This window comes from Wenzhouxiangella sp. YN9, from assembly GCF_056324165.1.
The window spans coordinates 222016-246509 of sequence record NZ_JBJNIP010000100.1 but is presented as its reverse complement, the minus strand read 5'-3'; the positions used below and the strand labels follow the sequence as shown (position 1 = coordinate 246509).

23 protein-coding genes are annotated in these 24494 nt (G+C 64.3%); 8 read left to right on the top strand and 15 right to left on the bottom strand.

Features of this window, described 5'->3' with window-relative positions:
• Positions 1 to 273: 273 nt before the first annotated feature.
• Both ACEWQ0_RS09570 and ACEWQ0_RS09565 read left to right on the top strand, forming a co-directional pair.
• Positions 274 to 1659 carry a tryptophanase gene (locus tag ACEWQ0_RS09570; RefSeq protein ID WP_476483472.1) on the top strand — a complete coding sequence of 462 codons (1386 nt, stop codon included), beginning with the start codon at positions 274 to 276 and terminating at the stop codon, positions 1657 to 1659.
• Between the two features lie 27 nt (positions 1660 to 1686).
• Positions 1687 to 3075, top strand: a complete 1389-nt coding sequence (locus ACEWQ0_RS09565; RefSeq protein WP_476483471.1) for an aldehyde dehydrogenase family protein — start codon at positions 1687 to 1689, stop codon at positions 3073 to 3075.
• Between the two features lie 87 nt (positions 3076 to 3162).
• Here ACEWQ0_RS09565 and bfr read toward each other — a convergent pair whose 3' ends face one another.
• Together bfr and ACEWQ0_RS09555 are read right to left on the bottom strand one after the other, a co-directional pair.
• A complete protein-coding gene (bfr, locus tag ACEWQ0_RS09560) occupies positions 3163 to 3648 on the bottom strand; it encodes a bacterioferritin (protein WP_476483470.1) in 486 nt (161 codons plus the stop codon).
• A 73-nt stretch (positions 3649 to 3721) separates the two neighbouring features.
• A complete protein-coding gene (locus tag ACEWQ0_RS09555; RefSeq protein WP_476483469.1) occupies positions 3722 to 3949 on the bottom strand; it encodes a (2Fe-2S)-binding protein in 228 nt (75 codons plus the stop codon).
• A 129-nt stretch (positions 3950 to 4078) separates the two neighbouring features.
• Here ACEWQ0_RS09555 and ACEWQ0_RS09550 point away from each other — a divergent pair, with 129 nt between their 5' ends.
• Positions 4079 to 5206: an EAL domain-containing protein gene (locus tag ACEWQ0_RS09550; protein ID WP_476483468.1), complete on the top strand. Its 1128-nt coding sequence runs from the start codon at positions 4079 to 4081 to the stop codon at positions 5204 to 5206.
• On the opposite strand, the gene ACEWQ0_RS09545 is transcribed toward ACEWQ0_RS09550, so the two are convergent.
• The 11 genes from ACEWQ0_RS09545 to ACEWQ0_RS09495 are packed head-to-tail and all read right to left on the bottom strand — an operon-like array spanning position 5173 to position 13263.
• Positions 5173 to 6246: a lipid A deacylase LpxR family protein gene (locus tag ACEWQ0_RS09545; RefSeq protein ID WP_476485199.1), complete on the bottom strand. Its 1074-nt coding sequence runs from the start codon at positions 6244 to 6246 to the stop codon at positions 5173 to 5175. The two genes, ACEWQ0_RS09550 and ACEWQ0_RS09545, sit on opposite strands and share 34 nt — an antisense overlap.
• On the bottom strand, positions 6230 to 7234 hold the full coding sequence (locus ACEWQ0_RS09540) for a tetratricopeptide repeat protein (protein WP_476483466.1): 1005 nt from the start codon (positions 7232 to 7234) through the stop codon (positions 6230 to 6232). Before ACEWQ0_RS09540 ends, ACEWQ0_RS09545 begins: the two co-directional genes overlap by 17 nt.
• On the bottom strand, positions 7231 to 7608 hold the full coding sequence (locus tag ACEWQ0_RS09535) for a cytochrome c-type biogenesis protein (protein ID WP_476485198.1): 378 nt from the start codon (positions 7606 to 7608) through the stop codon (positions 7231 to 7233). The genes ACEWQ0_RS09540 and ACEWQ0_RS09535 overlap by 4 nt, the downstream gene beginning before the upstream one ends.
• A 38-nt stretch (positions 7609 to 7646) precedes the next feature.
• Complete coding sequence (locus ACEWQ0_RS09530; RefSeq protein WP_476483464.1) at positions 7647 to 8186, bottom strand: DsbE family thiol:disulfide interchange protein; 540 nt, start codon at positions 8184 to 8186, stop codon at positions 7647 to 7649.
• Positions 8183 to 10144, bottom strand: coding sequence for a heme lyase CcmF/NrfE family subunit (locus ACEWQ0_RS09525; RefSeq protein WP_476483463.1), 1962 nt, complete (start codon positions 10142 to 10144; stop codon positions 8183 to 8185). Before ACEWQ0_RS09525 ends, ACEWQ0_RS09530 begins: the two co-directional genes overlap by 4 nt.
• A complete protein-coding gene (gene ccmE, locus ACEWQ0_RS09520; protein WP_476483462.1) occupies positions 10141 to 10590 on the bottom strand; it encodes a cytochrome c maturation protein CcmE in 450 nt (149 codons plus the stop codon). Before ccmE ends, ACEWQ0_RS09525 begins: the two co-directional genes overlap by 4 nt.
• On the bottom strand, positions 10574 to 10744 hold the full coding sequence (gene ccmD, locus ACEWQ0_RS09515) for a heme exporter protein CcmD (protein ID WP_476483461.1): 171 nt from the start codon (positions 10742 to 10744) through the stop codon (positions 10574 to 10576). The genes ccmE and ccmD overlap by 17 nt, the downstream gene beginning before the upstream one ends.
• Positions 10741 to 11511 (bottom strand): heme ABC transporter permease, encoded by a 771-nt coding sequence (locus tag ACEWQ0_RS09510; protein ID WP_476483460.1) that lies wholly within the window; start codon positions 11509 to 11511, stop codon positions 10741 to 10743. Before ACEWQ0_RS09510 ends, ccmD begins: the two co-directional genes overlap by 4 nt.
• Entirely contained in the window at positions 11508 to 12176 is a 669-nt protein-coding gene (gene ccmB, locus ACEWQ0_RS09505; RefSeq protein ID WP_476483459.1) for a heme exporter protein CcmB, read from the bottom strand. The genes ACEWQ0_RS09510 and ccmB overlap by 4 nt, the downstream gene beginning before the upstream one ends.
• Positions 12173 to 12790, bottom strand: coding sequence for a heme ABC exporter ATP-binding protein CcmA (gene ccmA / locus ACEWQ0_RS09500; RefSeq protein ID WP_476483458.1), 618 nt, complete (start codon positions 12788 to 12790; stop codon positions 12173 to 12175). The genes ccmB and ccmA overlap by 4 nt, the downstream gene beginning before the upstream one ends.
• Complete coding sequence (locus ACEWQ0_RS09495) at positions 12790 to 13263, bottom strand: DUF3293 domain-containing protein (RefSeq protein WP_476483457.1); 474 nt, start codon at positions 13261 to 13263, stop codon at positions 12790 to 12792. Before ACEWQ0_RS09495 ends, ccmA begins: the two co-directional genes overlap by 1 nt.
• 121 nt (positions 13264 to 13384) lie before the next feature.
• Between ACEWQ0_RS09495 and gor the strand changes: the two genes are divergently transcribed.
• The 4 genes from gor (at position 13385) to ACEWQ0_RS09475 (ending at position 21317) form a co-directional block, all read left to right on the top strand.
• Complete coding sequence (gor, locus tag ACEWQ0_RS09490; RefSeq protein WP_476483456.1) at positions 13385 to 14740, top strand: glutathione-disulfide reductase; 1356 nt, start codon at positions 13385 to 13387, stop codon at positions 14738 to 14740.
• Positions 14741 to 14844: 104 nt separating this feature from the next.
• Positions 14845 to 18855, top strand: a complete 4011-nt coding sequence (locus ACEWQ0_RS09485; protein ID WP_476483455.1) for a S8 family serine peptidase — start codon at positions 14845 to 14847, stop codon at positions 18853 to 18855.
• A 102-nt stretch (positions 18856 to 18957) separates the two neighbouring features.
• Positions 18958 to 19671 (top strand): glycosyltransferase family 2 protein, encoded by a 714-nt coding sequence (locus tag ACEWQ0_RS09480; protein WP_476485197.1) that lies wholly within the window; start codon positions 18958 to 18960, stop codon positions 19669 to 19671.
• Positions 19656 to 21317: a glycosyltransferase family 39 protein gene (locus ACEWQ0_RS09475; RefSeq protein WP_476483453.1), complete on the top strand. Its 1662-nt coding sequence runs from the start codon at positions 19656 to 19658 to the stop codon at positions 21315 to 21317. The genes ACEWQ0_RS09480 and ACEWQ0_RS09475 overlap by 16 nt, the downstream gene beginning before the upstream one ends.
• On the opposite strand, the gene ACEWQ0_RS09470 is transcribed toward ACEWQ0_RS09475, so the two are convergent.
• Both ACEWQ0_RS09470 and kynU read right to left on the bottom strand, forming a co-directional pair.
• Positions 21280 to 21987 (bottom strand): TVP38/TMEM64 family protein, encoded by a 708-nt coding sequence (locus tag ACEWQ0_RS09470; RefSeq protein ID WP_476483452.1) that lies wholly within the window; start codon positions 21985 to 21987, stop codon positions 21280 to 21282. The two genes, ACEWQ0_RS09475 and ACEWQ0_RS09470, sit on opposite strands and share 38 nt — an antisense overlap.
• A 5-nt stretch (positions 21988 to 21992) precedes the next feature.
• Positions 21993 to 23261: a kynureninase gene (kynU, locus tag ACEWQ0_RS09465; RefSeq protein WP_476483451.1), complete on the bottom strand. Its 1269-nt coding sequence runs from the start codon at positions 23259 to 23261 to the stop codon at positions 21993 to 21995.
• 181 nt (positions 23262 to 23442) lie between these two features.
• On the opposite strand from kynU, the gene queA reads away from it, so the two are divergent.
• Positions 23443 to 24462: a tRNA preQ1(34) S-adenosylmethionine ribosyltransferase-isomerase QueA gene (queA, locus tag ACEWQ0_RS09460; RefSeq protein WP_476485196.1), complete on the top strand. Its 1020-nt coding sequence runs from the start codon at positions 23443 to 23445 to the stop codon at positions 24460 to 24462.
• Positions 24463 to 24494: the final 32 nt, after the last annotated feature.

Genomic DNA, 24494 nt, shown 5'->3' with positions numbered 1-24494 from the left:
CGCTAAGCGGCTGCGGGTCGTCCCGAAACCGCGTGAGAGGTATACCTGATCGCGCCGGGTAAAAGCCAGCGGAAACCGCGATGGATTTGCAATAATGTGACGCATATCACATAGATTGTGCTCAGTTGATCACATTCTGTACACAATTGTGCCGGCTCGCATGAACGTCATTTGCCCGGCGGCTGTATCGGCCCCCGGGCAGCGCGGGTGACGTCGCCCTTCTGTGTCGCTATCATCCAACGTTGTTTCCAGATTATGAGAGTCGAGCCAGCCATGCCTGAAGCGTTCCGCACGGTCATCGAGCCGTTCCGCATCAAGACCGTCGAACCCATCGCCATGACCACCCGCAAGCAGCGGACAGCGTACCTTGAACAAGCTCACTACAATCCGTTCAAGCTTCAGTCCGAGCAGGTCATCATCGACTTGCTGACCGACAGCGGCACCTCGGCGATGAGCGCCGAGCAGTGGGGTGGCATGATGCGTGGCGATGAGTCGTACGCCGGATCCACCAGTTGGCAACGCCTGGAGCGGATCGTGAAGGATCTGACCGGCTATTCGCATATCCTGCCCACGCACCAGGGGCGCGCGGCCGAGCGCATTCTCTACAGCCACCTGGGCGGCGAAGGAAAGACGTTCCTGAGCAACACGCATTTTGATACCACCCGCGCCAACGTCGAATACAGCGGGGCCGAAGCCATCGACTGCGTCACGCCGGAGGCGAGTCGGGCCGAGAGCGATTTCGCGTTCAAGGGCAATGCCGATGTCGAGCGCATGGCCGCGCTGATCGACGACCGGGGGGCGGGCAATATCGGCGCGATCATTCTGACGGTGACCAACAACTCCGGCGGGGGTCAGGCCGTGAGCATGGCCAATGCACGGGCGGTGCGTGATCTGTGCCGCAGGCACGGCATTCTGTTCATTCTCGACGCCTGCCGAATTGCCGAAAATGCCTGGTTCATCAAGCAGGACGAAGATGGCTACGGCAGCAAGAGCTGCCGCGAGATCGCCAGCGAGATGTTTGCGCTGGCCGACGGCTGCGTGTTCAGCGCCAAGAAGGACGCGCTGGTGAACATGGGCGGTTTTCTTGCGCTCAAGGATGGCGAACTGGCCGAGCACTGCACCAGCGTGCTGATCATTACCGAGGGCTATACAACCTACGGCGGTCTGTCCGGCCGCGATATGGAGGCGATTGCCATCGGCCTCGAAGAGATCTTCAACGAAGACTACCTGCGTTATCGCACGCGCTCGACGGCTTACCTGGGCGAACATCTCGATCGTCTGGGGATTCCGGTGATCAAGCCGATCGGCGGTCACGCCGTATATGTCGACGCCGGCAAGCTCTACGATCATCTACCGGTCGAACAGTACCCCGGCCAGTCTCTGGTGTGCGAGCTCTACAGGATCGGCGGCATCCGTTCGGTCGAGATCGGTTCGGTGATGTTCGGCAAGTATGACGGTAACGGTCAGCTGATTCCCGCTCCGCGCGAGCTGGTACGCCTGGCCATTCCGCGCCGCGTCTACACTCAAAGCCACGTCGACTACCTGATCGAGGCCTTCGAGCACGTTCGTGACCAGCGCCGCAAGGCACCGGGTTATCGAATCATCCGCGAGCCGCGATTCTTGCGGCACTTCACTGCGGACTTCGAGCCGATCGCATGATGTCGACCCGGTGGAGACCGCATCGTCATGAGCGAGATCACTGAGGTCGCGCAATATCCGCAGCTGCTCGAGGCACTGCGCGCCGGCTTCGAGCAGGGCCTGACGCGCCCGCTGGCGTGGCGACGCCAGCAGCTGGCGGCGATTGGGCGCATGCTGGAAGAAAACGAGCAGCGCGTCAGCAAGGCCCTTGCGCAGGATCTGGGCAAGCCGTATCAGGAGGTGCTGCTGGGCGAGACGGCGCTGATTTTCAGTGAAATCCGGCACGCCCGCAAAGGCCTCAGGCGCTGGGCCAGACGACGCCGGGTGAGAACCCCGCTGGTTGGCCAGCCCGGGCGCAGCTGGGTGCAGCCCGAGCCCCTTGGCGTGGTGCTGATCATTGGCGCCTGGAACTACCCGATTCAGCTGGTGCTCGGCCCGCTGGTTGCGGCACTGGCCGCCGGCAACTGCGCCGTGCTCAAGCCTTCCGAGGTGGCTGCGGCCACATCGCAGCTGTTCGCCGAGTTGGTGCCACGGTATCTTGATTGCCGCGCCGTCAGCGTGGTCGAAGGCGCGGTCGAGGAAACGACCGCGCTGCTCGAGCAGCGCTTTGATCACATCTTCTATACCGGCGGCGCGGCAGTGGGCCGGATCATCATGCAGGCGGCGGCACGGCACCTCACGCCGGTCACGCTTGAGCTGGGGGGCAAGAGCCCGTGCGTGATCGATCCCGGTGCTGATATCCCATCGGCCGCGCGCCGACTTGTCTGGGGCAAGTGTCTCAATGCCGGGCAGACCTGCATTGCGCCTGATTACGTGCTGGTTACCGCCGCCGATCGTGATCGGCTGATCGACGCCATCGACCAGGAGCTGTCAGCAATGTACGGCCCGGATCGTCTCGGCAGCGCGGACTATTGCAAGATCATCAATCGTCGACATTTCGATCGCCTCGAGCGGCTGCTCGACAATGGTGAGGTAGTCATCGGCGGCCGCGTGGATCAGGCGCGCTGTCGCATCGAGCCGACGGTCATGACCGGGGTCAGCTCAAGCTCGCCGCTGATGCAGGATGAAATCTTCGGGCCCATCCTGCCGCTGATCGAAGTCGATGGCCTGGAAGACGCCATTGCCTTCATCCGTCGGCGCGACAAGCCGCTGTCGTCGTATCTGTTTACGCGTTCGAGCGAGTCCGAACGCCGCTTCTCGGAAGCGGTGTCGACCGGCAACCTGTGCATCAATGACACGCTGATGTTCATGTCCGTGCCGGGGCTGCCCTTCGGCGGGGTGGGGGGGAGCGGCATGGGCCAATATCACGGCAAGGCGGGCTTTGAGCGGCTGTCTCACCTGAAAGCGGTGATGAAGCGCGGCCGCTTCCCCGAGGTTTCCATCCGTTTTCCGCCCTACAGCCGGCTCAAGGCGCGTTTGCTCAAGTGGATTGCCTGAACGCGCTACGGCAAGTCGCGCGTCGTGTTCTTTCGCAGGCGCCTTGAGCGTGGTGCGCGGGCACCATCGGGCTGAAGCGATCGTGGGTCAGTGCCCGGCTTCCTGCTCTCCCATCTGCGACTGCAGATAACGCTGCTCGCCAATGCGCTCGATCAGCTCCAGCTGGGTTTCGAGGAAGTCGGCATGGCCTTCCTCGTCGTGAATCAGCTCTGAAAACAGGTCGCGGGTGGCATAGTCGGCAGCGGCTTCGCATTCCTTGACTGCTGTTTTGTACATCTCGAGCGCTTCGTATTCCAGCTTGAGGTCGTTGCGGATGCATTCGACCGGGTTTTCGCCGATCAGCAGGTGGCCCAGGTCCTGCAGGTTGGGCAGGCCACCGAGAAACAGAATGCGCTGGATGATGCGATCGGCGTGCTTCATCTCGTCGATCGATTCCTGGTACTCCAGCTCGGCGAGCTTGTTCAGGCCCCAGTCCTGAAACATGCGGGAGTGCAGAAAATACTGATTGATGGCGGTCAACTCGGCTTTCAGCGCCTGGTTGAGCAGATCGATGATCTTCTTGTCGCCTTTCATGGTTCGTGCTCTCAGCGATTGGACTGTCACTAGCATAACGTCCGTGGCTGAAAGTGGCCAGTGACGGCAGTGTTCAGGCCGTGCGCAGGGGCGAGGGGTTGCCGCCGGGGCCGAGCACGGGGAGTGAGGGCTGAGCGGGTCTGAGGGCAGCCGCGATCACGGCTTCGGCATGTTCACGGCAGCGACCACAGGTGCCGGAACAGCCGGTCAAGGCCTGGATTTCATTGAGGCTGTGGTAGCCATCCGCCACCAGTTCACGAATCGTGCGCTCGGTGACGGCATTGCAGATACAAACGTACATAAGCGCATGTTTGCATGAATGCGAATCATTGTCAATATCATTTTCCTGCCGCGGCCCCGTGAAGTGGCCTTGCGCTGTTGAGGCAATACGCGGATACTGCTCTTGTTCCGCATTCTCGCAGGGGGGTTGATGCCTCAGCGCTTCTACCTGGAGAGTTCCGGCAAGGACGCCTACCTGCCGCGCCATATCCATCTCGACGAATTTCCGGTGACGGTGGGAAGACACTCGGAGTGTGGCGTTCAGCTCGCGGTTGCTCGCCTGTCGAGAATGCACGCTCGCTTTGATCTCGATGGCCGGGTGCTTTGGGTACGTGACCTGGGCAGCACCAACGGCACCTTCGTCAACCATCAGCGGGTGGTCGAGCCCACCGCTTTGCAAGTGGGTGACGTGCTCCATCTGGCCGATCACGAGTTCCGGGTCATGGTCGACTCGATCGGGCGGGAGGCATCCGGTGCCGGGCGCACCGGTGAGGAGACCGTGGTTGGCATGACGTCGCTGCCGCAGGATTTTTCGCTGCAGATGCCCGCGTTCTTTCAGCTGCTTGCCGGTGAACAGGTCACCGGATACGGTCAACCGATCGTCACCGCGGCGGGTGAACCCTGCGCCGTCGAGCTGCTCGGCCGCAGCGAGCATCCCGATCTGGAAGACGGGCCGGCGCAGTTGTTTGCGCTGGCTGCCACGCTGGATGCCGAAATGCGCCTGAGCCGCATGCTGCGTCGTCGCTGCTTCGAGCAGGCCGATCGCGCCGGCCTGCGGATGCCCCTGTTTTTCAACAACCACCCCGCCGAATGCGAGGATATGGGGGGCTTGTTGGAGGAAATACAGCGATTGCGGCGCGCGTATCCGGACCTCAGCCTGGTCTTCGAAGTGCACGAGTCGGTTGTCACCGATCTGGGCGCGATGGCCGAGGTCAAGCAGGAGTTGGCGCGCATGAATATTGCCCTGGCCTACGATGATTTCGGCGCCGGGCAGGCACGATTGCTCGAGCTGGTTGAAGTGCCGCCGGACTATCTCAAGTTCGATCGCGGGCTCATTCAGGATGTGACCGGGCGGGATTCGCCACGCTATCGCCTTCTGGCCGAGCTCAGCCGGATGATTTCTTCAATGGGTGTGCGCACGCTGATCGAAGGCGTAGAGCAGGAAACAACGGCCGAACTCTGCCGCGAAGTCGGTATTGACTACATGCAGGGGTTTCTGTTCGGCCGCCCCCGGCCGCTGGCTGACTACCACCACAGCGAGAATGACAGCGCGCCATAGCTTTGCCCTTCACGCTGCCCGACGAACTCGCGCGAGCGCCAGACCTGTGTATAGGTCATGCGGAAGGGCCCACGCGTATAGACGAGGCCGCCATAGACTTCGCCGACGTGCCGCTTGCGGCTGACGCCGTCGACGCCGCCGAACGTGTTTCCCTCGATGAACATGTCGCGAAAGACTCGCCGTCCTTCCATGCCGATATACACATACCAGGAAGCGGCGCGGGTGGGCATGAAGTAATTCTCGCCCGACAGGGCCGGGGTGATTCGCGGCGGTCCGTATCCGCGCGGCAGGTTATGGCCTGCCCGCAGATAACCACCGGCGGCAACGTGGGTGTGGGCGTTGCCGAGCATGGCGCCGCCCATCCAGGATGCGTCAATGGCGGCACCGCCGGGGTTGCCCAGGCTTGCAAACCGGCGGACGCGGTCGTAGCCGAGCTGCAGGGTGGGTTCGTTTCTGATCTGCTCATCCCAACCCACGGGCTCGGGCGAGCCGATGGCCGAATGGATGACTTTCTGAATCTCTTCACCGAAGGCCAGGGGGCCGGTAACGCCGACGCCGACGGAGACTCGATCGGCGCCTTTTTCGCTGGCGGTGCCGGTAGCGAACTGCACGTTGAACCAGGCAGCATAAGGCCGGTCATCGGGCGGAAACTGCGGGTTTTCGATATCGCGCGGGGTATAAAGGTTGTGGCTGATGGACAAGCGATAGGGCAGCGCGTCAGCTTCATCGATGCCGGGAAACTTCCGGGCCACCCGCGCCAGCCAGGAGGGCGGCGTACGAACCTGCCCCACCCGTGAAAGTCGAATGCCGTTGGTGTAGTAACGGTCTTCGTTGGCGAAGATGTCGTTTTCGTATTCCACGACCCAGATGGCGCGCTCTTCGAGTTCACGACGATCGGGTTCCTCACGATCGGTTTCCTGACGGTCGGGTTCCCGACCGTTGCCGTGATTGTCGCTGTCTGCGGCTTGGGCCGCGAATGCTGTGCAGAGAAGAAATGTTGCCGCAAGCCCCCGAATTGCGGTCTCAAAGGACCTCTTCAATGAGCACCTCCACGTTGGTGTTGTTGTTGTTGATCGTGAGCCTGTCGCTACGGCCTTCCAGATCGCCTGATCGGGGCGCTGCGTCGCCGCTGAAAGATACCCGGGCGATCACCATGATGGACTCGGCCGAAGACAGGCTGTTGCCGGCCATCATGGCGTCATCGTCGTCGACCGTCAGCTCCACGGGGAAAGGGCCGCTTTGCAGGCGACGGGCGGCCAGCGGCGGCCCGCCGGAACCGGAGCGAACCGCTACGAAGAGCGTTTCATCTCCATTGAGCCTGCCGGCGAGTTCGTCGGTGATGTCTATCGAAACCGACAGGGAGGTTGCCGGCTCTGCGTCGGCCGGGCCGACAGTTCGATCGTCGGGTCCCCCGGCTCGGGCAGTCGCCAGATAGCGCTCGATGGTTGTCCTGACGTCGCTGGTCTCGGGCACCAGAGTCAACAGGCGCTCGAAGCGGCGAACGGCGGCTGGGTAATCTTCGCGCTGAAAAGCCGCAAGGCCAAGAAACCATAACGCCTTCTGGTTGCCGCCATCGGCCGCTTCTCGCAGCAGGCGGTGCGCCTCATCGGGCAGGCGGCGCTCGCCGGAGGCGTACAGCAGGGTTTCGGCCAGCTCCGTCTTGATTCGGGCATCTTCCCGGTTGATGAAGAGCGCGCGACGGAAGGCGTGCTCGGCCGAGCTGAATTCTTCCAGGCTCTTGTAGGCCAGCCCGAGACGAGCCCAGTGTTCGGCGATATCCGGTTCACGCATCGCGCGTTGGGCCAGCTCGGTCACTGCCGTGCGAATTTCACCGGTCTGGCCGGTATCGGGTTTGATTGCCGCCGGGTGGCCTACAGACAAGTAGACGGCAAGGGTTGCAGCGGGCACGAAAATCACCGCGCCAATCAGCGTCATGCGTTGCCGGCTGCCCAGCAGGGGGGCGATGACGAATGCCAACGCCAGCAGCACCGCCGCGACGGTGATGAAGAGAAACACCGGATTGCTCAAAGCACCGATCTCCGTTTGCGAATGACGAGGACCGCGGCCGTCAGGCCGATCAGCAGCAGAATGACCGGGCCACCCCACAGCAGAAAGGTCTGTGCGGCCAGTGGCGGACGGTAGAGTACATAGTTGCCGTAGCGCTCGACCATGAAGTTGCGGATCTCCTGGTCGCTGCGGTCGTCCTGCAGCATGCGCAGCACTTCACTCCGCAGATCCTGAGCCAGTGGTGCGTCCGAATCTGCCAGCGACTGGTTCTGGCACACCGTGCAGCGCAGTTCCTCGACCAGTGAGCGGAACCGCTGGCGCTGCAGTTCACTTTGAAAATCGTAAGGCTCGATTGCCGAGCCCAGCGCCAGCAGGGGCAAAAGGGCCAGGATCAAAAGCCACCTGCCGCATATCACTGGTTGCAACTGAAGTTTCATTTTGTGGTTTCCGCCTGCAACTGCATGGCGCGTCGCATCAGGTCCTGAAACACGTTGGCGTCGACCGGACCGATGTGTTTGTGGCGAATGATCCCCTCGTGATCGACCAGGAAGGTCTCCGGGGCACCATAAACGCCCAGATCGATGGCGACCTGGCCTTCATGGTCGACCAGGTGCCGATCCCAGGCGCTGCCGAAGCGATCGATCCAGGCCAGCGCGTCCTCGCGATCGTCCTTCCAGTTGAAGCCCACCAGATCGATCGGGGCTTCCTTGCCGAGGCGCTCCATGAATGGGTGCTCGGCGCGGCAAGCCCAGCACCAGCTGCCCCAGACATTGAGAATATACGGCTGGCCGAGCAGATCATCGCGGCTGGTGAGTGTTTGCGGGTCGTACAGGCCGGGCAGGCTGAACTGCGGCACCGGTTTGCCGATCAGCGGCGACTGCACCAGTTTGCGTTCATCGCCGGTCTGGAGGCCGGCGATGAGCAGGCCGAGCAGACCCAGGAAGACAGCGAGCGGAATCAGCATGCGAATCATGCCGGCGCCTCGGCACCGGTGGCAGTGGCATCGCTCGCCTTGTGTCTGCGGCGTTTGCGGTAGCGACGATCGGAGGCCGAGATCAGGCCGCCGATGCCGATCAGCACGGCACCTCCCCAGATCCAGCGCACGAAAGGTTTGACGTGCAGGCGCATGCTCCAGGCGCCGCTGTCGTCGAGTCGGTCGCCCATGGCGATATAAAGATCGCGGAACACGCCGGGCTTGAGCGCTACCTGGGTCATGGTCTGGCCGCCGCGGTGGTAGAGGCGTTTCTGAGGCGTCATGTGCGCTACCTGACGGTCGCCGCGGTGGATGGTGATCCGGGCTTCATCCGCGCGCCAGTTGGGGCCCTTGACCTGGGCGACTTCGTGCAGAGTGAAACTGTAGCCCGCTGCCTCGATGGTCTCGCCGGGCGCAATGCGCACGTCGCGTTCAAAAGTGTGTGCTTCGACCATGGCCGCGCCGATGAGAAACACGCCAACGCCGGCATGGGCCAGCACCATGCCCCATTGATGACGGGGCAGGCCAGAGCGGCTGGCGCGGGCCGTGCGGAAGGCGTACGCGGCAGCGCCACCGATCAGCCAGAAGCCGCCGATCCAGCCGCTGGCTGCGCGCAGGCTCCAGGTATCGAGCCAGGCGCACACCGCCAGCGCAGCCGCGACCGACCCGATCGCGGTCAACGCCAGCGGGCGTACGACGCGCATGAATGCGTCACGCTTCCAGCGCGTGAACGGTCCCAGCGGCAGCAGCAGCACCACCGGCGTCATCAGCAGAATGAACATGGCCCCGAAGTAGGGCGGGCCGACCGAGATCTGGCCCCAGTCCATGAAGTCGATGATCAGCGGGTAGAGCGTGCCCAGCAAGACCATGGCCGCCGAGACGGTGAAGAAGACGTTGTTGAGCAGCAGCAGGGATTCGCGGCTGAGCCAGTCGAAGCCCTGGCCAACCATGATGCGCGGCGCGCGCAGCGCGTACAGCGTGAGCGCACCGCCGACGATCAGGGCCATGAAGGCGAGTATGAACAGGCCGCGCTCAGGATCGTTGGCGAAGGCGTGTACCGAGGTCAACACGCCCGAGCGCACCAGGAAGGTGCCCAGCAGCGACATCGAGAAGGCGGCGATGGAAAGCAATACGGTCCACGCCGGGAAGGCGCCGCGCTTTTCGGTCACTGCCTGTGAGTGAATCAGCGCGGTGCCAATCAGCCAGGGGATGAAAGAGGCATTTTCGACCGGATCCCAGAACCACCAGCCACCCCAGCCGAGCTCGTAATAAGCCCACCATGAGCCCAGCGCAATGCCGAAAGTGAGAAACGACCAGGCCGCCAGGGTCCAGGGGCGAGACCAGCGCACCCAGTCGCGCTCGACGCGTCCGCCAATCAGCCCGGCAATGGCGAAGGCGAAGGCGACCGCAAAGCCGACGTAGCCCATATACAGCAGCGGCGGATGAAAGATCATGCCGGGATCCTGCAGCAGCGGATTGAGGTCGCGACCGTCGATCGGGCCGGGCAGGATGCGCTCGAATGGGTTGGACGTGAACAGGATGAACAACAGAAAGCCGACCGAGATCATGCCCATCACCGCGAGCACGCGCGCGGTGAAGTACCGCGGCACGGAGCGCGAGAAGGCGGCCACGGCCAGCATCCAGCCACCCAGCAGCAGCATCCACAGCAGCAGCGAACCCTCGTGGCTGCCCCACACCGCGGTGACACGGTAGAACCAGGGCAGCAGCAGGTTGGAGTGCATGGCCACGTAGGTGACGGTAAAGTCGTGCTGCAGGAATGCCATGGTCAGCGCCGCGAAGGCGCCGGCGAGAAACACGAATTGTCCGATCGCAAGCGACGGCGCGAGTTTCATCAGCGCCTCGTTGTTGCGCTGGGCGCCAACCATCGGCAGAACCGCCAGCAGCGCGGCCAGCACCAGGGCCAGGATCAGCGAGATCTGTCCGAGCTCGGCGCTCATCGCGTCGACGCCTCCGCCGGGTGGCCGGCGGCCTCCAGCGACTTCATCACTTCCGGCGGCATGTAGGTCTCGTCGTGGCGGGCCAGAACTTCGTTGGCGTGGAAGTGCCCGGCCGCGTCGAGCTGGCCGTGCGCGATCACTCCCTGGCCTTCGCGAAACAGGTCGGGCAGGATGCCTTCAAAGCTGACCGGTACGTCGTGGAGGCCGTCGGTAACGGTGAACTCGACCTTGAGGCTGTCGGGGTCGCGACTGACCGAATTGGCAGCCACCAGACCGCCGAGGCGAATCTGGCGGTCGGCGGGTGCCGCGGCGGCATGTACATCGGTGGGACTGACGAAATAAAGCATGTTGTCATTGAGTGCAGTGATGGCCACGGCGGTGGCAGCGCCCACGCCGAGGACGATCAACGCCACCAGGGCCAGTCTTTTCTTACGCGTCGGTGTCATCGTAGTTTCCGGTCTGTAGTGCTTGTTCCTCGCGCAGTTCGGCGATGAGCTGCCGCCTGCGCACGCGCGGCTGCAGGAATTGCCAGGCCATGATCACGGCGAACAGGCCGTAGCTGCTCCAAACGTAGAAGGCGTAGTCGAGTTGCGGGATCATGTCTTTCCTTTCGCTGTGTCCTGTCCGATCACGCGGCCAATCCAGTTCTTGCGTCGGTCCTGCTCGATCAGATCGTTGCGGGCACGGTCGAGCAGCGCCCCTCCGAACATCAGTTTGACGCCCACGGTCATCCAGATCAGCGGCGACAGCATGCTCGAGTGCATTCGTGATTCGCCCAGCAGGCGGATCGTCGCGCCCTGGTGCAGGGTGGTCCACCATTCTACCGAGAAGTGGATCAGCGGGATATTGACCAGCCCCACCAGCACGAGGATGCAGGCCACGCGGGCGCCCTTGCGCCGATCCTCGAAGGCGGCGTAGAGCCCCATGATGCCCAGATAGATGAACAGCAGCACCAGCATCGACGTCAGGCGCGCATCCCAGGCCCACCAGGTGCCCCACATGGGCTTGCCCCACAGCGAGCCGGTGGCCAGGCAGAGCGCCGTGAGCCCGGCGCCGATCGGAGCGGCTGCCATGGCCATGATCTCGACGGTGCGAATGCGCCAGATCAGCGCGATGGCGGCCAGAACCGCCATGATGAGATAGCTGGCGAGCGCTTGCCACGCCGCTGGCACGTGAATGAACAGGATGCGATAGCTGTCGCCTTGCTGATAATCGGGCGGCACGATGTAAAGCGCCTGGTAGAGGCCGATGGCGGCGCAGACCAGGAAACCAGCCCACAGCCAGGGCGACAGAACGCGACAGAGCCGGTAGAAGGTTGGCGGTGAGCCCAGGCGGTGAAAGCCGACTTTCAGACGCTGAAAAATCATTCGATGTTCAACCTCAGTGCAGCGGTGGTGGCAAACGGGACCAGGGTCACGGCAAGAATCAGCAGCGCCGACAGCAGGCCCAGGTGCGCTCGCGCCGACAAGCCTTCCGCAGCAGCCGTCACGCCGCCGGTTGCGAAGATCAGTACAGGCACCACCATCGGGAACACCAGGATGGACAACAGAACGCTGCCGCGGTTCGTTCCCAGGGTCAGTGCACTGGCCAGACCGCCGACCAGGCTGAGAATCGGCGTGCCGATGAGCAGGGTCAGCATCAGCGTGGGCAGGGCGCGGTCCGGCAGATACAGCATTTGCGCCGCCAGCGGGGCGAATACGATCACCGGTACACCGGTGATCAACCAGTGGCTGAACAGGCGAGTGGCGACTAGCGGGCCGGGCGACGACGCGCCCACCCACCACTGCTCCAGGGTGCCGTCTTCAAGATCGGGCCGGAACAGCTGCTCCAGGGCGAGCAGGCTGGCCAGCAGCGCCGCGACCCAGATCATTCCCGGTGCGATGCTGGCCAGCAGGTTTGGCCCGGGGCCGACGCCCAGCGGCACCAGAATGATGACAGCAAACAGAAAGATCAGCGGCATCAGTGATTCGCCGCCGTGGCGCAGAGCCAGGCGCAGGTCGCGGCGCAGCAGGGCGTTCATGCGTCCGATCATGCCGTCTGTTCCGATTGTGGTTGCGTGTGTCGCCGAATCGTGAGCAGTACCGGCTCGCGTTGGATCAGCGGCTGGCGCTGGTGCGTGGAGAGTACGGCTGAACCATCGCGGCCGAGCTGCTCCTGCAACAGCGCATCGACCAGCGCGCAGCCGTCGTCATCCAGGCTGGCGTAGGGCTCATCGAGCAGCCACACGGCCGCCGGTGCCACCAGCAGGGCGGCCAGGCCGAGGCGGCGTTTCTGGCCGGCTGACAGCGCGCGCGCCGGGCGCAGGCCCAGGCCGGCCAGGCCCACCCGGGCCAGCGCGCGGCTGTTGCTCATGCCGCTGGTCGTGCCCCGGAAGCGACGCTGGAACTGAAGGTTCTCCCGACAGCTGAGTTCACCCTTGATCGCCGCCTGGTGCCCGAGAAAAGCTATCGGCGCCCGCCGCTGGATGTCCCCGCACGACGGCGACAGGATGCCGGCCAGCAGTCTCAAGAGCGTGGTTTTGCCGGACCCGTTGGCGCCGCGTACCACCAGCGCCTGACCACCCCCGAGCGCCAGGTCGACGGGCTCGAACACCAGCTCGCCGGCGCGCGCAAAGCCGGCCTGTTTGGCCTCGAGCAGGGCGCGCATCAGTGGGCTCGTCCGGCCCAGAAGGGCAGGGTATGCGGCCAGCATGGCCCGTACAGCCGCAGTTCGGCCGGCTGGCTGGCACGTCCGGTGACGATTGCGGCCTGCCCGAATGTCTCCGCCATGCGATCCAGGGTGGCCGGCTCGGCGTCGATGAACAGCAGGCCGCTTTCGTCCGGCCAGTCACCGTCCGGGGCGCGGTTGACGGCGGGGTGGTGTTCCCGTCCCAGGTTCGCAGCCTTTGTCAGCAACTGCCGATGGCGCGCCAGGTTGGTACGCTCGCCCAGCTGTCTTGCGCCCGGGTTGAATGCTGTCACGATCGCCCAGGGTCGGTCGTGAAGCGCTTGATCGAGGGCGCTGTGAGTCTGCCCGACTCGAATGCTGTATTCGTGCCGATCGATGGTCACCCGGTAATCGGTGCGCGAGAATGCCTGCAGGAGCGCTTCGGGCGAGTGCTGGTCGGTCTGGTTCTTCATCGACTTCGGGCGGTTGTCCGGATATGACGACTGACAACGTAGTATTTTAGCGTGTGAGACAGCTCGGGCATGACCTGAGTTAAATCCATTGCAATTATTCGAGGGGTCTACTGAAATCGCGATGCCCAGCTTTGATTATGACCTGTTCGTGCTCGGTGCCGGCTCCGGCGGAGTGCGAGCATCCCGAATTGCCGCCGGCCACGGTGCCCGCGTGGCCGTCTGCGAGGAGTCACGCGTTGGCGGAACCTGCGTGATTCGCGGCTGCGTGCCCAAGAAACTGCTGGTGTATGCATCGCAGTTCTCCGAGTATTTCGAGGACGCAGCCGGCCACGGCTGGAGTGTGGGCGATACAGCGTTCTCCTGGCCCGATCTGATTGCGGCCAAGGACCAGGAGATCGACCGTCTCAACGGCATCTACCACAAGCTGCTCGACAACGCCGGGGTCACGCTTCACGAAGGCCGGGGGCGCTTGATCGACCGACACACCGTGGAGGTGGACGGGCGCCGCTGGAGTGCCGAAAAGATTCTCATTGCCACCGGCGGACGACCCTGGGTGCCGGACATCCCCGGTGCCGGGCTGGGAATCACCTCCGACGAGGCTTTCCATCTGGACACTCTGCCCAAGCGCGTTCTGGTTGCCGGTGCCGGCTACATCGCCGTCGAGTTTGCCGGCATTTTCCAGGGCATGGGCAGCGACGTCACGCTGGCCTATCGGCGTGACCTGATTCTGCGCGGGTTCGACGACGACGTGCGTCAGGCCGTGGAGGCCGGCATGCGCGGTCGCGGCATCGCTGTTCAGTATCACAGCTCGCCTGCGCGCCTGGAGCGGTGCGATGACGGCATCGCCGTGACCTTTTCCGACGATCGCCGCCAGGTCTTCGACTGCGTCATGTTCGCAACCGGCCGTTCTCCCTACACCTGGGATCTGGGCCTGGAAGAGGTGGGCGTGCATACGGGCGCGGAAAATCGCATCGAGGTCGACCACTACAGCCGCACCAATGTCGACAACATCTTCGCCGTTGGCGATGTCACCGACCGGCTCAATCTCACGCCGGTGGCGCTGATGGAAGGCCACGCCTTTGCCGATACGCAGTTTGGCGGCATGGATCGACCGGTGGACCATGCCGCTACGCCGGCGGCCGTGTTCAGTCAACCGCCGGTCGGCACCGTGGGGTTGTCCGAAGCGGAGGCAAGGGAGCAGTACGAACAGGTTCGCATTTTCCGGTCGTCCTTTACGCCGATGAAATACACCCTCAGCGAACGGCAGGAAAAAAGCATGATGAAGCTGGTGGTGGATGCCGGCAGCGATCGAGTGCTCGGCTGTCACGTAGTCGGCCCGGATGCGCCGGAAATCATCCAGGGCTTTGCCGTGGCGGTTAGGGCACAATTGACCAAGGCGGATTTCGACCGCACTATCGGAATCCACCCCAGTAGCGCCGAGGAGCTGGTGACCCTTCGTCAGCCCGTCGCGTCATGACACAGTCTGGATCAGGCAGGGAAAAGTCGATGAAGTCAGGGATCGGATTTTTTATCGTTGGGGTTTTCACGGCGCTGGGACTCGCCTTTTCGAGTTCGGCACCGGTGTCAGCTGCTCAGGCCAGCTTTGTCGTTCCCGGCAAGTGGATCGTGGAACTGGAAGCGCCACCGGCGGTGGCCTATGAAGGCGGACCGGTTGCCGTGCTGCACGATGAGGGTGGCGGGAGCACCGGCAAGCGCCTGGCGCCGACCTCGCCGCGCGCGACGGGGCGACAGCGTTACGATGCGCACACGGCGGAAGTGGCAGCGTATACCGCTTACCTGGGCCAGCAGCGCGACAGCGTACTGGAGCGGGCCAGCGATCGGCTGGGCCGCACGGTTACGGCCAGGCGCGTGTATGCGCATGTCTTCAACGGCTTTGAGGCGAGCTTGAGCGCCGAAGAGGCCGATGAGGTGGCCCGCTTGCCCGGCGTTCGCAGCGTCCAGCCGGTCATGGCCTACAAGATGCAGCTGGATGCCGGCCCGGAGCTGATCGGCGCGCGGCGCGTGCACGCGGGGCTGGCCGGCATGCCCGCCAACGGCGGCGAGGGGACGGTCGTGGGCATCATCGACAGCGGCATCAACTGGGAGCACCTGTATTTCTCGGACGACGACCTGGCTTCCGGGCACGTCTTTTCGAACCCGTATGGCCGGCAGCTCGGTGAGTGCTCGAAAGCAAATGTCGAGTGCAACGACAAGCTGGTGGGGGTCTACGACTTCACCATCGAGGGCACCGACGGCAAGGACCCAGAGGGCCATGGCACGCACGTAGCGTCGATAGCGGCCGGCGTGCCGTGGAGCTTTACGCTGACGGACTCGGGCAGCTACCTGTATGACACCACCGGGGTGGCGCCGCATGCCAACATCATTTCCTACAAGGTCTGCTACAAGGAGCATCCCAGCAACGAGGATCTGAACGAAAGCTGTGAAAGCAGCGCCATCAGAGAAGCCTGGGAGCAAGCGGTGATCGACGGCGTCGATGTGGTCAACTACTCCATCGGAAGCGACGCGGCTGACCCCTGGGCCAGTGCGATACCGCTTCTGAACCTGTGGGACGCCGGAATTCCTTTCGTGACCTCGGCCGGCAACGCCGGCCCGGGCAGCGAAACGATCGGCTCGCCGGCCAATGCGCCCTGGGCCTTTGCCGTGGGCAGTACGACGCATGGACGTCAGGTCGGCTCAAGGGCCACGGTCGCGGGTCTGCGCGACCTGGTGGTGACCTACGGCAGCGGCCCGCCCCTGTCGTCGGCGCTGACCGCCCCACTGATTGCCGCCGATGACGTAGCCAGCAACAATCTGGGCTGCAATGCCTTCCCCGCCGCTTCGCTGCAACAGGCGATCGTGCTGATCGAGCGCGGCAACTGCACGTTTGCCGACAAGGTCAGGCATGCGGCCAACGCCGGTGCAGCCGGCGTCCTGGTCTACAACAGTGTCTCCGGTCCGCCCATCATCATGGGGGGGCTCGAAGGCAGCACCATTCCGGCAGCGATGATGAGCCGCCCGGACGGCCTGGCGGTTCGCGCGGCGATGGCCGAGCAGAGCTATCCGGGAGCGACGCTGAGCACCGAGGGCTTTGCCTCCATCAATGAAGGCCTTCAGGATTTCATGTCGGACTTCAGCTCCCGCGGGCCGAACGTCTTTCCGCCGGGCGTGATGAAGCCCAACGTCGTGGCGCCGGGATCCAACATCGTGGCCGGCTGGTATGACGGCGCCAATTCCGTTGCGACGGCCAGCGGCACCTCGATGGCGAGCCCGCATGTGGCCGGCTCGGTGGCGCTGTTGAAGTCGATTCACCCGGACTGGACCCCGGCCATGCTGCAGTCAGCGCTGGAGACAACGGCCGAGACCGTGCCGCTGCGCAATGGAGAAGATGCCGCCGGCATGCCCGACCGCGGCAGCGGCCGGGTTCGCGTTGACCTGGCGGCGCGTGCCGGGCTGTACCTGCCCATCTCGCGGCGAGACTTCGAGCGCGCCAACCCCGCCATTGGCGGTGATCCGGCAAAGCTCAATCTGCCCGGGGTCTGGGGTCCTGACTGCCTCTCGACGTGTTCGTTTACCCGCAAGGTCCGCGCCATCGAAGCTGGTGCCTGGGAGGTGAAGACGACCGGAGACGTCGAGATTTCGGTGACCCCGCAGCGCTTCGAACTGGCGGCGGGTGAAACCCGGACGCTGCAGATCGAGGTCGAGACCGGCGCCTTGTTTGCCGGCGCGCTGGGGCACGGGCAGGTTGAACTTCGGCCCACCCGGGGAGACTTCGTTTCGCAACAGCTGAGAGTCGGTGTGCAGGTGGCCGCGATCGAGCTGCCCTCGACGGTCGAGTTCGAGGTCGACAGCAACCGCGGGCGACGCAGCCAGCGCGTCACCTCCGGGCCGCTGCCTGAGCCGGTTTTCCGGACCAGCGACCTGGTCGCGGTGACCAGAGAGGCATTCCTGCTGCCCCAGGACAGCACCCGTGACGACCCTTATTCCGGCAACGATGGTCGCAAGACATTTCTGATCGATGTGCCGCAGGATGCGCTGCTGCTGATGGCCGAGATTGTCTCTTCGGCGGCAGTGGATATCGATCTGTACGTTGGTCGTGACGACAACGGCAACGGTCGCGCCGATGAGTCCGAGGAGGTTTGCAAATCCACTACTCCGGGTGAGCTGGAGCAGTGCCTGATCGAGTCACCGGCTGCCGGGACCTGGTGGGTGCTGGTGCAGAACTGGCGATCGTCTGTGACCGGTCGACGCGACCCGGTTGAACTGGAGATGGCCGCCCTGGGGGTCAGCGACGAACCCGGATTCAGCGTCACCGGCCCGGGGTTCCACCCGGGCGGCGAGCTGGAGCTCGGGTTCTCCTGGGATGAGCCGACCATGCTCAGAGATCAGCGTCGGGTGGCTGCCGTGGAGCTGAGCAGCTCACCGGACGCGCTCGGAGACCAGGGAATCGTGCCGGTCTACGTGACGCGAACGGCTGCCAATGCTCCGCAGCCGACCGCCCTGTTTCACGGTGAGACCCGCGCCGTCGTTCTTCCGGGCACAAGCCGGCACGATCTGCTGTTTGTCGACGTGCCGCCCTCGGCACGCCGGCTGGAAGTGACAATCAAGGGCGACAGTCGCGTTGAAGGTGAACTCCATCGACTGGATTTTGCACGGATCAAGGGCCATGCCCCGGCCACGCCGCCGGCCCCGACCGGAGCTCCGCTGAGCAGCGGCAAAGCGTCATCCGCGGGCTTTACGCTCAAGCAGGCGGCTTCCGGCGGCAGCACGTTGACTGCCGGCCGCTACTATGTAGTGCTGAAAAATGACGCGGCCGACGAGCGCCGGGTCGAGGTCAGCGTAAACCTCACCGAATCAGCCGCCGCCGGGCTGCCGCGCTTCGGCCTGTGGAGCGCGCGCGACCGCGACACCTATCAGGGTTTCGAATGGGCTGAGGGCGGTGCCGGTCTGATTGTCTGGTACAGCTACGATGACGCCGGGCTGCCGGTGTTCTACAACGCCATCGGTCCGGTCGCACCGGATCGCTCGACCTGGTCGGCAGACCTGCTGCGAACCACCAGCATTGGTGTGCGCAACAACATCAGTACGGTCGGACAGCTCGGAGTGACGGCCATCGACGACGATGACATGATCGTTTCCTGGCGGCTCAACGGTACTCACGGCTCCGAGCGCCTGTCGCCCGACAGCCCCATGACCTGTCCGCAGGTTGGCGGTCAAATGGTTGACTACAGCGGCCACTGGAGCGTGCCCGGCGAGGCTCAGGGCGGTACCACCATGATCGTTACCGCGTCGACGCAGGCTCAGGTACGCTATTATTTTGATCAGCTGGGCGTGGGGCGCTGGGTGATTACCAGCGACTCTGCCGGCGCCGGGCCGCTGGCCGAACAGCTTGATGTGCTGGATGTGCGCGGGTTCTGCCCCGGCTGTGAACCGGTTGAGGTCAGCTGGGAGACGGTCGGCAGCTATTCACGCGTGTTCGAAGATGAATATACCGCGACTGAAATCCTGGAATTCAAGTCGAGTCCGCCGCTGAACCAGCCGTATGCAACCGAGGTGGACATCAAGCGGCTGACGGCGCCCCGGAACTGTCCGTAGGAGCATTGACACACCGCATCGGCCTGGTGAATCCAGGCCGATGCGATCGGTCTCATCCAAAGCCCTGTCGATATGATCAGAGATCACAAGGTCGTGGTAGTCATGCCCGCCTACAATGCGGCGCGAACGCTGGAGCAGACGCTGGCGGAGGTGTCGCGTGAGGTGGTCGATGAGGTCATTCTGGTCGACGACGCCAGCCAGGACGATACTGCCGAGCTGGCGCGGGAGCTGGGAATAGAGCAGGTCATACGGCATGACCGCAATCGCGGCTACGGTGGCAATCAGAAAACCTGCTATCGGGCCGCGCTGGCGCGCGGGGCCGATATCGTGATCATGCTGCACCCGGACTACCAATACAATCCGCGTCTGATTCCGGCCATGGCGGAGCTGGTGGCCAGCGGTCTGTTTCCGGTCGTGCTGGGCTCGCGCATTCTCGGCGGCGGCGCCCTCAGCGGCGGCATGCCGGTCTACAAGTACATTGCCAACCGGTTTCTTACCGCCTTCCAGAACCTGTGCACGGGTGCCAAGCTGTCGGAGTATCACACCGGTTACCGCGCTTTTTCTGCGCACATCCTCGAGCAGCTCGATCTCGACGGCAACTCGGACGACTTCATTTTCGACAACCAGATGCTGGCTCAAGTCCTGGCGCGCGGGCATCGCATAGGCGAGATCAGCTGCCCGACGCACTATTTCAGCGACGCCTCTTCGATCAACTTCAGGCGCTCGGTAACCTACGGCCTGGGCGTGCTCGGGATCTCCCTGCAGCATCTGCTCGCCCGCAGCCGGTTGTATCGACCGCGATGGTGGCGGACATAGTCGCCTCGCGGCGCATGACCGGCCGCTTCTGGTTTGTGCTGCTGTGGCTTGCGGTCGTCGTTGCCGCCGCCTGGCTCAGGCTGTGGCAGATCGATTTGCAGATTCTGCTCGATGACGAGTGGCATGCACTGCATCGGCTGATGCACGCCAGCTACGGCGAGATCTTTCTCAGTTTCGGTCACGCTGACTACTGTATTCCGCTCACGCTGATGTTCAAGGCCCTGGCCGAGACCGTCGGCCTGCATGCATGGCAGATGCGGGCGCTGCCGATGCTGTCTGGACTGGCGGCGGTGGTGCTGCTGCCCTGGCTGTTGCGTACCTGGCTGCGGCCCGGTGAGCGTCTGTGCCTGGGTGCGTTGATCGCGATCTCGCCGCTGCTGGTGCATTTTTCGCGCTATGCGCGCCCTTATGCGCTGGTTGTTCTGCTGGGCTTTGCGGCCATCATCCTGTTGTGGCACTGGTGGCATCACGGCGGCCGTGGGCGCGCTGCCGGTTTTCTGGCCTGCGCCGTGGCCGCGGCCTGGCTGCACCCGCTGACCACGCTCTACACCGGCGCGGCGCTGAGCTGGTTTGCGGTGGCGGGGCTGTGGCGCTGGCGCCAGGGGCAGGGCGCAGCGACTTTCTGGAAGACTGTCGCGCTCGGCGCGACCACCACGCTTGCCTGCAGCGCGCTGATTCTGCCGCCACTGCTGGCTGATACCGGCGCCATTGCGGTCAAGGCCGGCAAGCATTCGATCGAGCTCGAGACCCTGGCACGGAGCTGGGAAATGGTCCTTGGCCTGGGGCGTCCCTGGCTGGCGGCGCTGCTGGCGGTGCCGGTGGCCGTGGGAGGGCACCTGCTCTGGCGCCGCGATCGGGCGTTCCTCATCTTCTGGCTGGTGTTGAGCGCCGCGGTCGGTGGTGTCCTCCAGGTCCTGGGGCCGGAGTGGATCCGCCATGCTCTCGTGCTGGTGCGCTACATGGCGATTTCGGTTCCTGTTGTCCTGGCGCTGCTAGCGATCGGCCTGGTGCATATCGTGCTGGTGATCATCCGTTGGGCCGGACGCGCCGGGCAGCCCGCGGCAGCCGTGGCCCTGTTGCTGGTCGGCGGCCTTTATCTTGCCGGTCCGCTGCCGGCGGTCTACAGCGGTATCAACCAGTTCACCAACGCGGTGCGTTACCAGGTTGACTACAATTTTCAGCGCAGCGTCTACCATGGCATCATGGCGCCGCTCGAGACGCCGCCGTTCTACCGTGAGATTGCCGCCGCTGAGGAAGAATGGATCGTAGTCGAGGCTGCCTGGTATTTCGAGACGAACTTCACCCCGATTTCGGAATTTCAGCGTGAGCATCAGCTCGAGGTCGAGATCGGCATGATCAGCGGGCTGTGCACCGACTGGGTCGCAGGCGAGCTCGATCCGGATGACGGTCTCGAAATCGAGCTGCGGCAGTTTGTCCATCTCAGCGATGTGCTTGCCGAGCCGGGCTCCGTCAATCGCCTGGTGGTTTTCCACCTGGGCAACCCGTTCGACCACCCGACCAGACCCTTACCCGATCTCTCACCTTGTATCGAGGCCTTTCGCGAGCAGGTCGGGCCGCCCTGGTACGAAAGCGAAGACCACGTCGTGTTCAGGCTTCCGGCGTCAGGCCGGGGAGACGACGCCTGAGCAGCCACGACGCACAGACCAGAAGCACCACACCGAGCATGGGCAGGCCGATTTCGGGTTCCAGCAGCAGCGCCGGCGACATCAGGCCGCGGGCGTCGAGCAGGGCGTCGAGACCGGAGCCGACGCCGGCGTAGACGATGGCCGACGGCGTCAGCCCGATCAATGAGGCGATCAGAAAGCGACTGAGATCGATGCGGGTAAAGGCAGAGCCGGCATTGACCGCAAAACAGGGCGCGACCGGAACGATGCGCAGCAGGGTGACGTAGAAAAACGCGTTTCTGTCCATCAGCGCGAATATCTTCCGCGCGCGTCCCTCGCGCAGAAAGGCGCTGTCCTCGCGCACGCCGAGCAGCCGCATCAGCGTGAAGGTCAGTACCGCTCCTGCGGTCATGCCGGCGAGCGCTGCCGCTGCCCCCACGCCGGCCCCGAACAGAAAGCCGCCGGCCACCGTGAACACGGTCGCCGCCGGCAGCGTCAGCGTGATCAATACGGCAAAAGCCAGGATATAGATGGCCACGCCGGGCCAGTAGTGGGTGGCAACCATGCCTTCGAGCTGCCCGACCAGCCTGAGCACAGAGGCCTGGCCGATATCGGTCAGCGCCACGGCAAAGGCAAGCACGATCGACAGCGCCAGGGCGGCCAGGGCCAGCTTGAAAGGTTTGTGTCGCATGGTATTCAGCGCTTGTCGACGGCCAGCATCCGGCCGGTCAGGTCGACAAAGCGCTCGACGTCCTCGCGGTTGTTGTAGAGCGGCGCCGGCGCGACCCGGATGATGTCGGGCGGACGCCAGTCGCATGTGACACCGTGCGCCTCGAGACGTTCGAGCAACCGCCGGCTTTCCTGCTCGCCGGCGTGCAGCCTCAGCGACAGCTGGCAGCCGCGGCGGTGCGGTTCCAGCGGCGTAATGATATCGACTTGATCCTGTAGTTCCTGCGTGAGCAGATGAGCCAGATAGCCGGTCAGCTCCAGCGAGGCGTGGCGCAGGGGCGCGATGCCCCCGGCATCATCAAAAAGCTGCAGCGAGGCCAGCAGGGGCGCGCTGGCCAGAACCGGCAGGGTCGAGAGCTGCCAGCCGGCGGCCCCGGGCTGCGGTCGAAATTGCGGCTGCATCCGGAAGCGGGTGCTGACCTCCTGGCCCCACCAACCGGCAAGACGCGGACCGTCGAAGTGCGCGTGGCGGGCGTGCACGAACAGGCCGGCAATGGCGCCGGGGCCGGCGTTGAGATACTTGTAGCTGCACCAGACGGCAAAATCGGGCCCGTCGTCGTGCAACTGCAGGGGAACATTGCCTACTGCATGCGCCAGATCCAGGCCCACTGCGGCGCCGGCCTTGCGCGCTGCGCGACAGACGCGCCCGATATCGAAAACCTGCCCCGTGGCGTATTGCACCCCCGGCCAGAGCACGAGCGCGACCTGATCGCCGTAGCGCTCGAGGTAGTCTTCGAGATCTTGCTCATGCAGCAGGCCGTCGCGACGGGTGGCGAGCTCGACGAGATCGTGTTCGGAATCGAGGCCGTGGAGGTGCAGCTGCGAGGCCACTGCGTAGCGGTCCGACGGGAAGCTGCCTTTCTCGATGATGATGCGCCGGCGCCTTGCTGTCGGCTGGTAGAAGCTGATCAGCATCTGGTGCAGGTTGGCGGTGAGCGTGCCGGTAGCGACCACCTCTTCCTGATGGGCGCCCAACAGGCGCGCCAGCGCGTCGCCAAGCAGCTCGTGATAACCGGTCCAGGCCGTGGGCCCGTCGAAATGGCCGGCCACACCCAGCCGGGCCCAGCGCTCCAGCTCGGCATCGACGGTGTCGGCAGCATCGCGGGGCTGCGCGCCCAGGGAGTGCCCGCACAAGTAGGTGCCCGGTTGGCCGGCGGCGCCGGCGCCGCCGGGTATGCGAAAGCGGTCACGAAACCGACCGGGTGTGAATCCGGTTGTGGGTGTGGCGTGGGTCATGGTTCGAACAGTCCGTGGTTCGAGCAGTCAGGCAAACAAAGGTGCAGGGGCAGCATAGCCGGAAACCCGTCGAGCCGAAAGGCGCCGGCGATGTCGACGGGTGCCGCGCTGCAGGTGCCGCTACAATGGCGTTCGCTGACGCCGCGTCAGCTCATGCCACGCCATTCATGGAACATTCGCAATGAAGGTTTCCGACTTTCAGTTCGATCTGCCCGAAGATCAGATCGCGCAGTACCCGCTCGCCGAACGTTCGGCGAGTCGGCTGCTGCAGCTCGAGCGCAGGAGCGGTCGCTGGCATGATCGCCGGTTTGCCGAGCTGCCCGAGCTGCTGGCGCCGGAAGATCTGCTGGTGTTCAACAACACCCGAGTCATCCCGGCTCGTCTGTGGGCGCGCAAGGAAAGTGGCGGCCGCGTCGAGATCATGATCGAGCGTGTGGTCTCCGATCGGGAAGCGATCGTGCAGCTGCGAGCCAACCGCAAGCCGGTGATCGACTCACGGTTGTTCATCGATGGTCAGGCCGAGTTGTGTGTATGCGGCCGCGAGGAGGCGTTCTGGCGCCTGAGTATCGTGTCCGGTCCGGGCTGGTCTGCGCTGCTGGAGGCGGTTGGCCACATGCCGCTGCCGCCTTATATCGAGCGCAGCGACGAGGCGCTGGACGCGGAGCGCTACCAGACGGTTTTCGCGAAGGTGCCCGGCGCGGTGGCGGCACCTACCGCCGGCTTGCATTTCGACGCCTCCGTCTTTGCCGGCCTCGACGCGCTGGGCGTGCACCGCGCGGAGTGCACCCTGCACGTTGGTGCCGGCACTTTCCAGCCGGTGCGCGTCGAGCGGATTTCCGAGCACCGCATGCACGCCGAGTGGCTGTCGGTTTCCGACAGTCTGGTCGCGGCCGTGGAAGCCGCACGTGCTCGCGGCGGCCGGGTGATTGCGGTTGGCACCACCGCCGTACGCGCCCTGGAGACAGCCGCCGCTGGCGGCAGGTTGACCGCATTTGCTGGCGACAGTCGGCTGTTTCTTCATCCGGGCAGCCAGTTCCGGGTGGTCGACGCAATGATCACCAACTTTCACTTGCCCGGTTCGACCCTGCTGATGCTGGTCAGCGCCTTCGCCGGACGCGAAAATGTGCTGGCGGCTTATCGCCATGCAGTCGAGGCCGGGTATCGTTTCTTCAGCTATGGCGACGCCATGTTCATTGGGTGAGCCATTGTGTGTGAAGATCAAACACTTGGGAA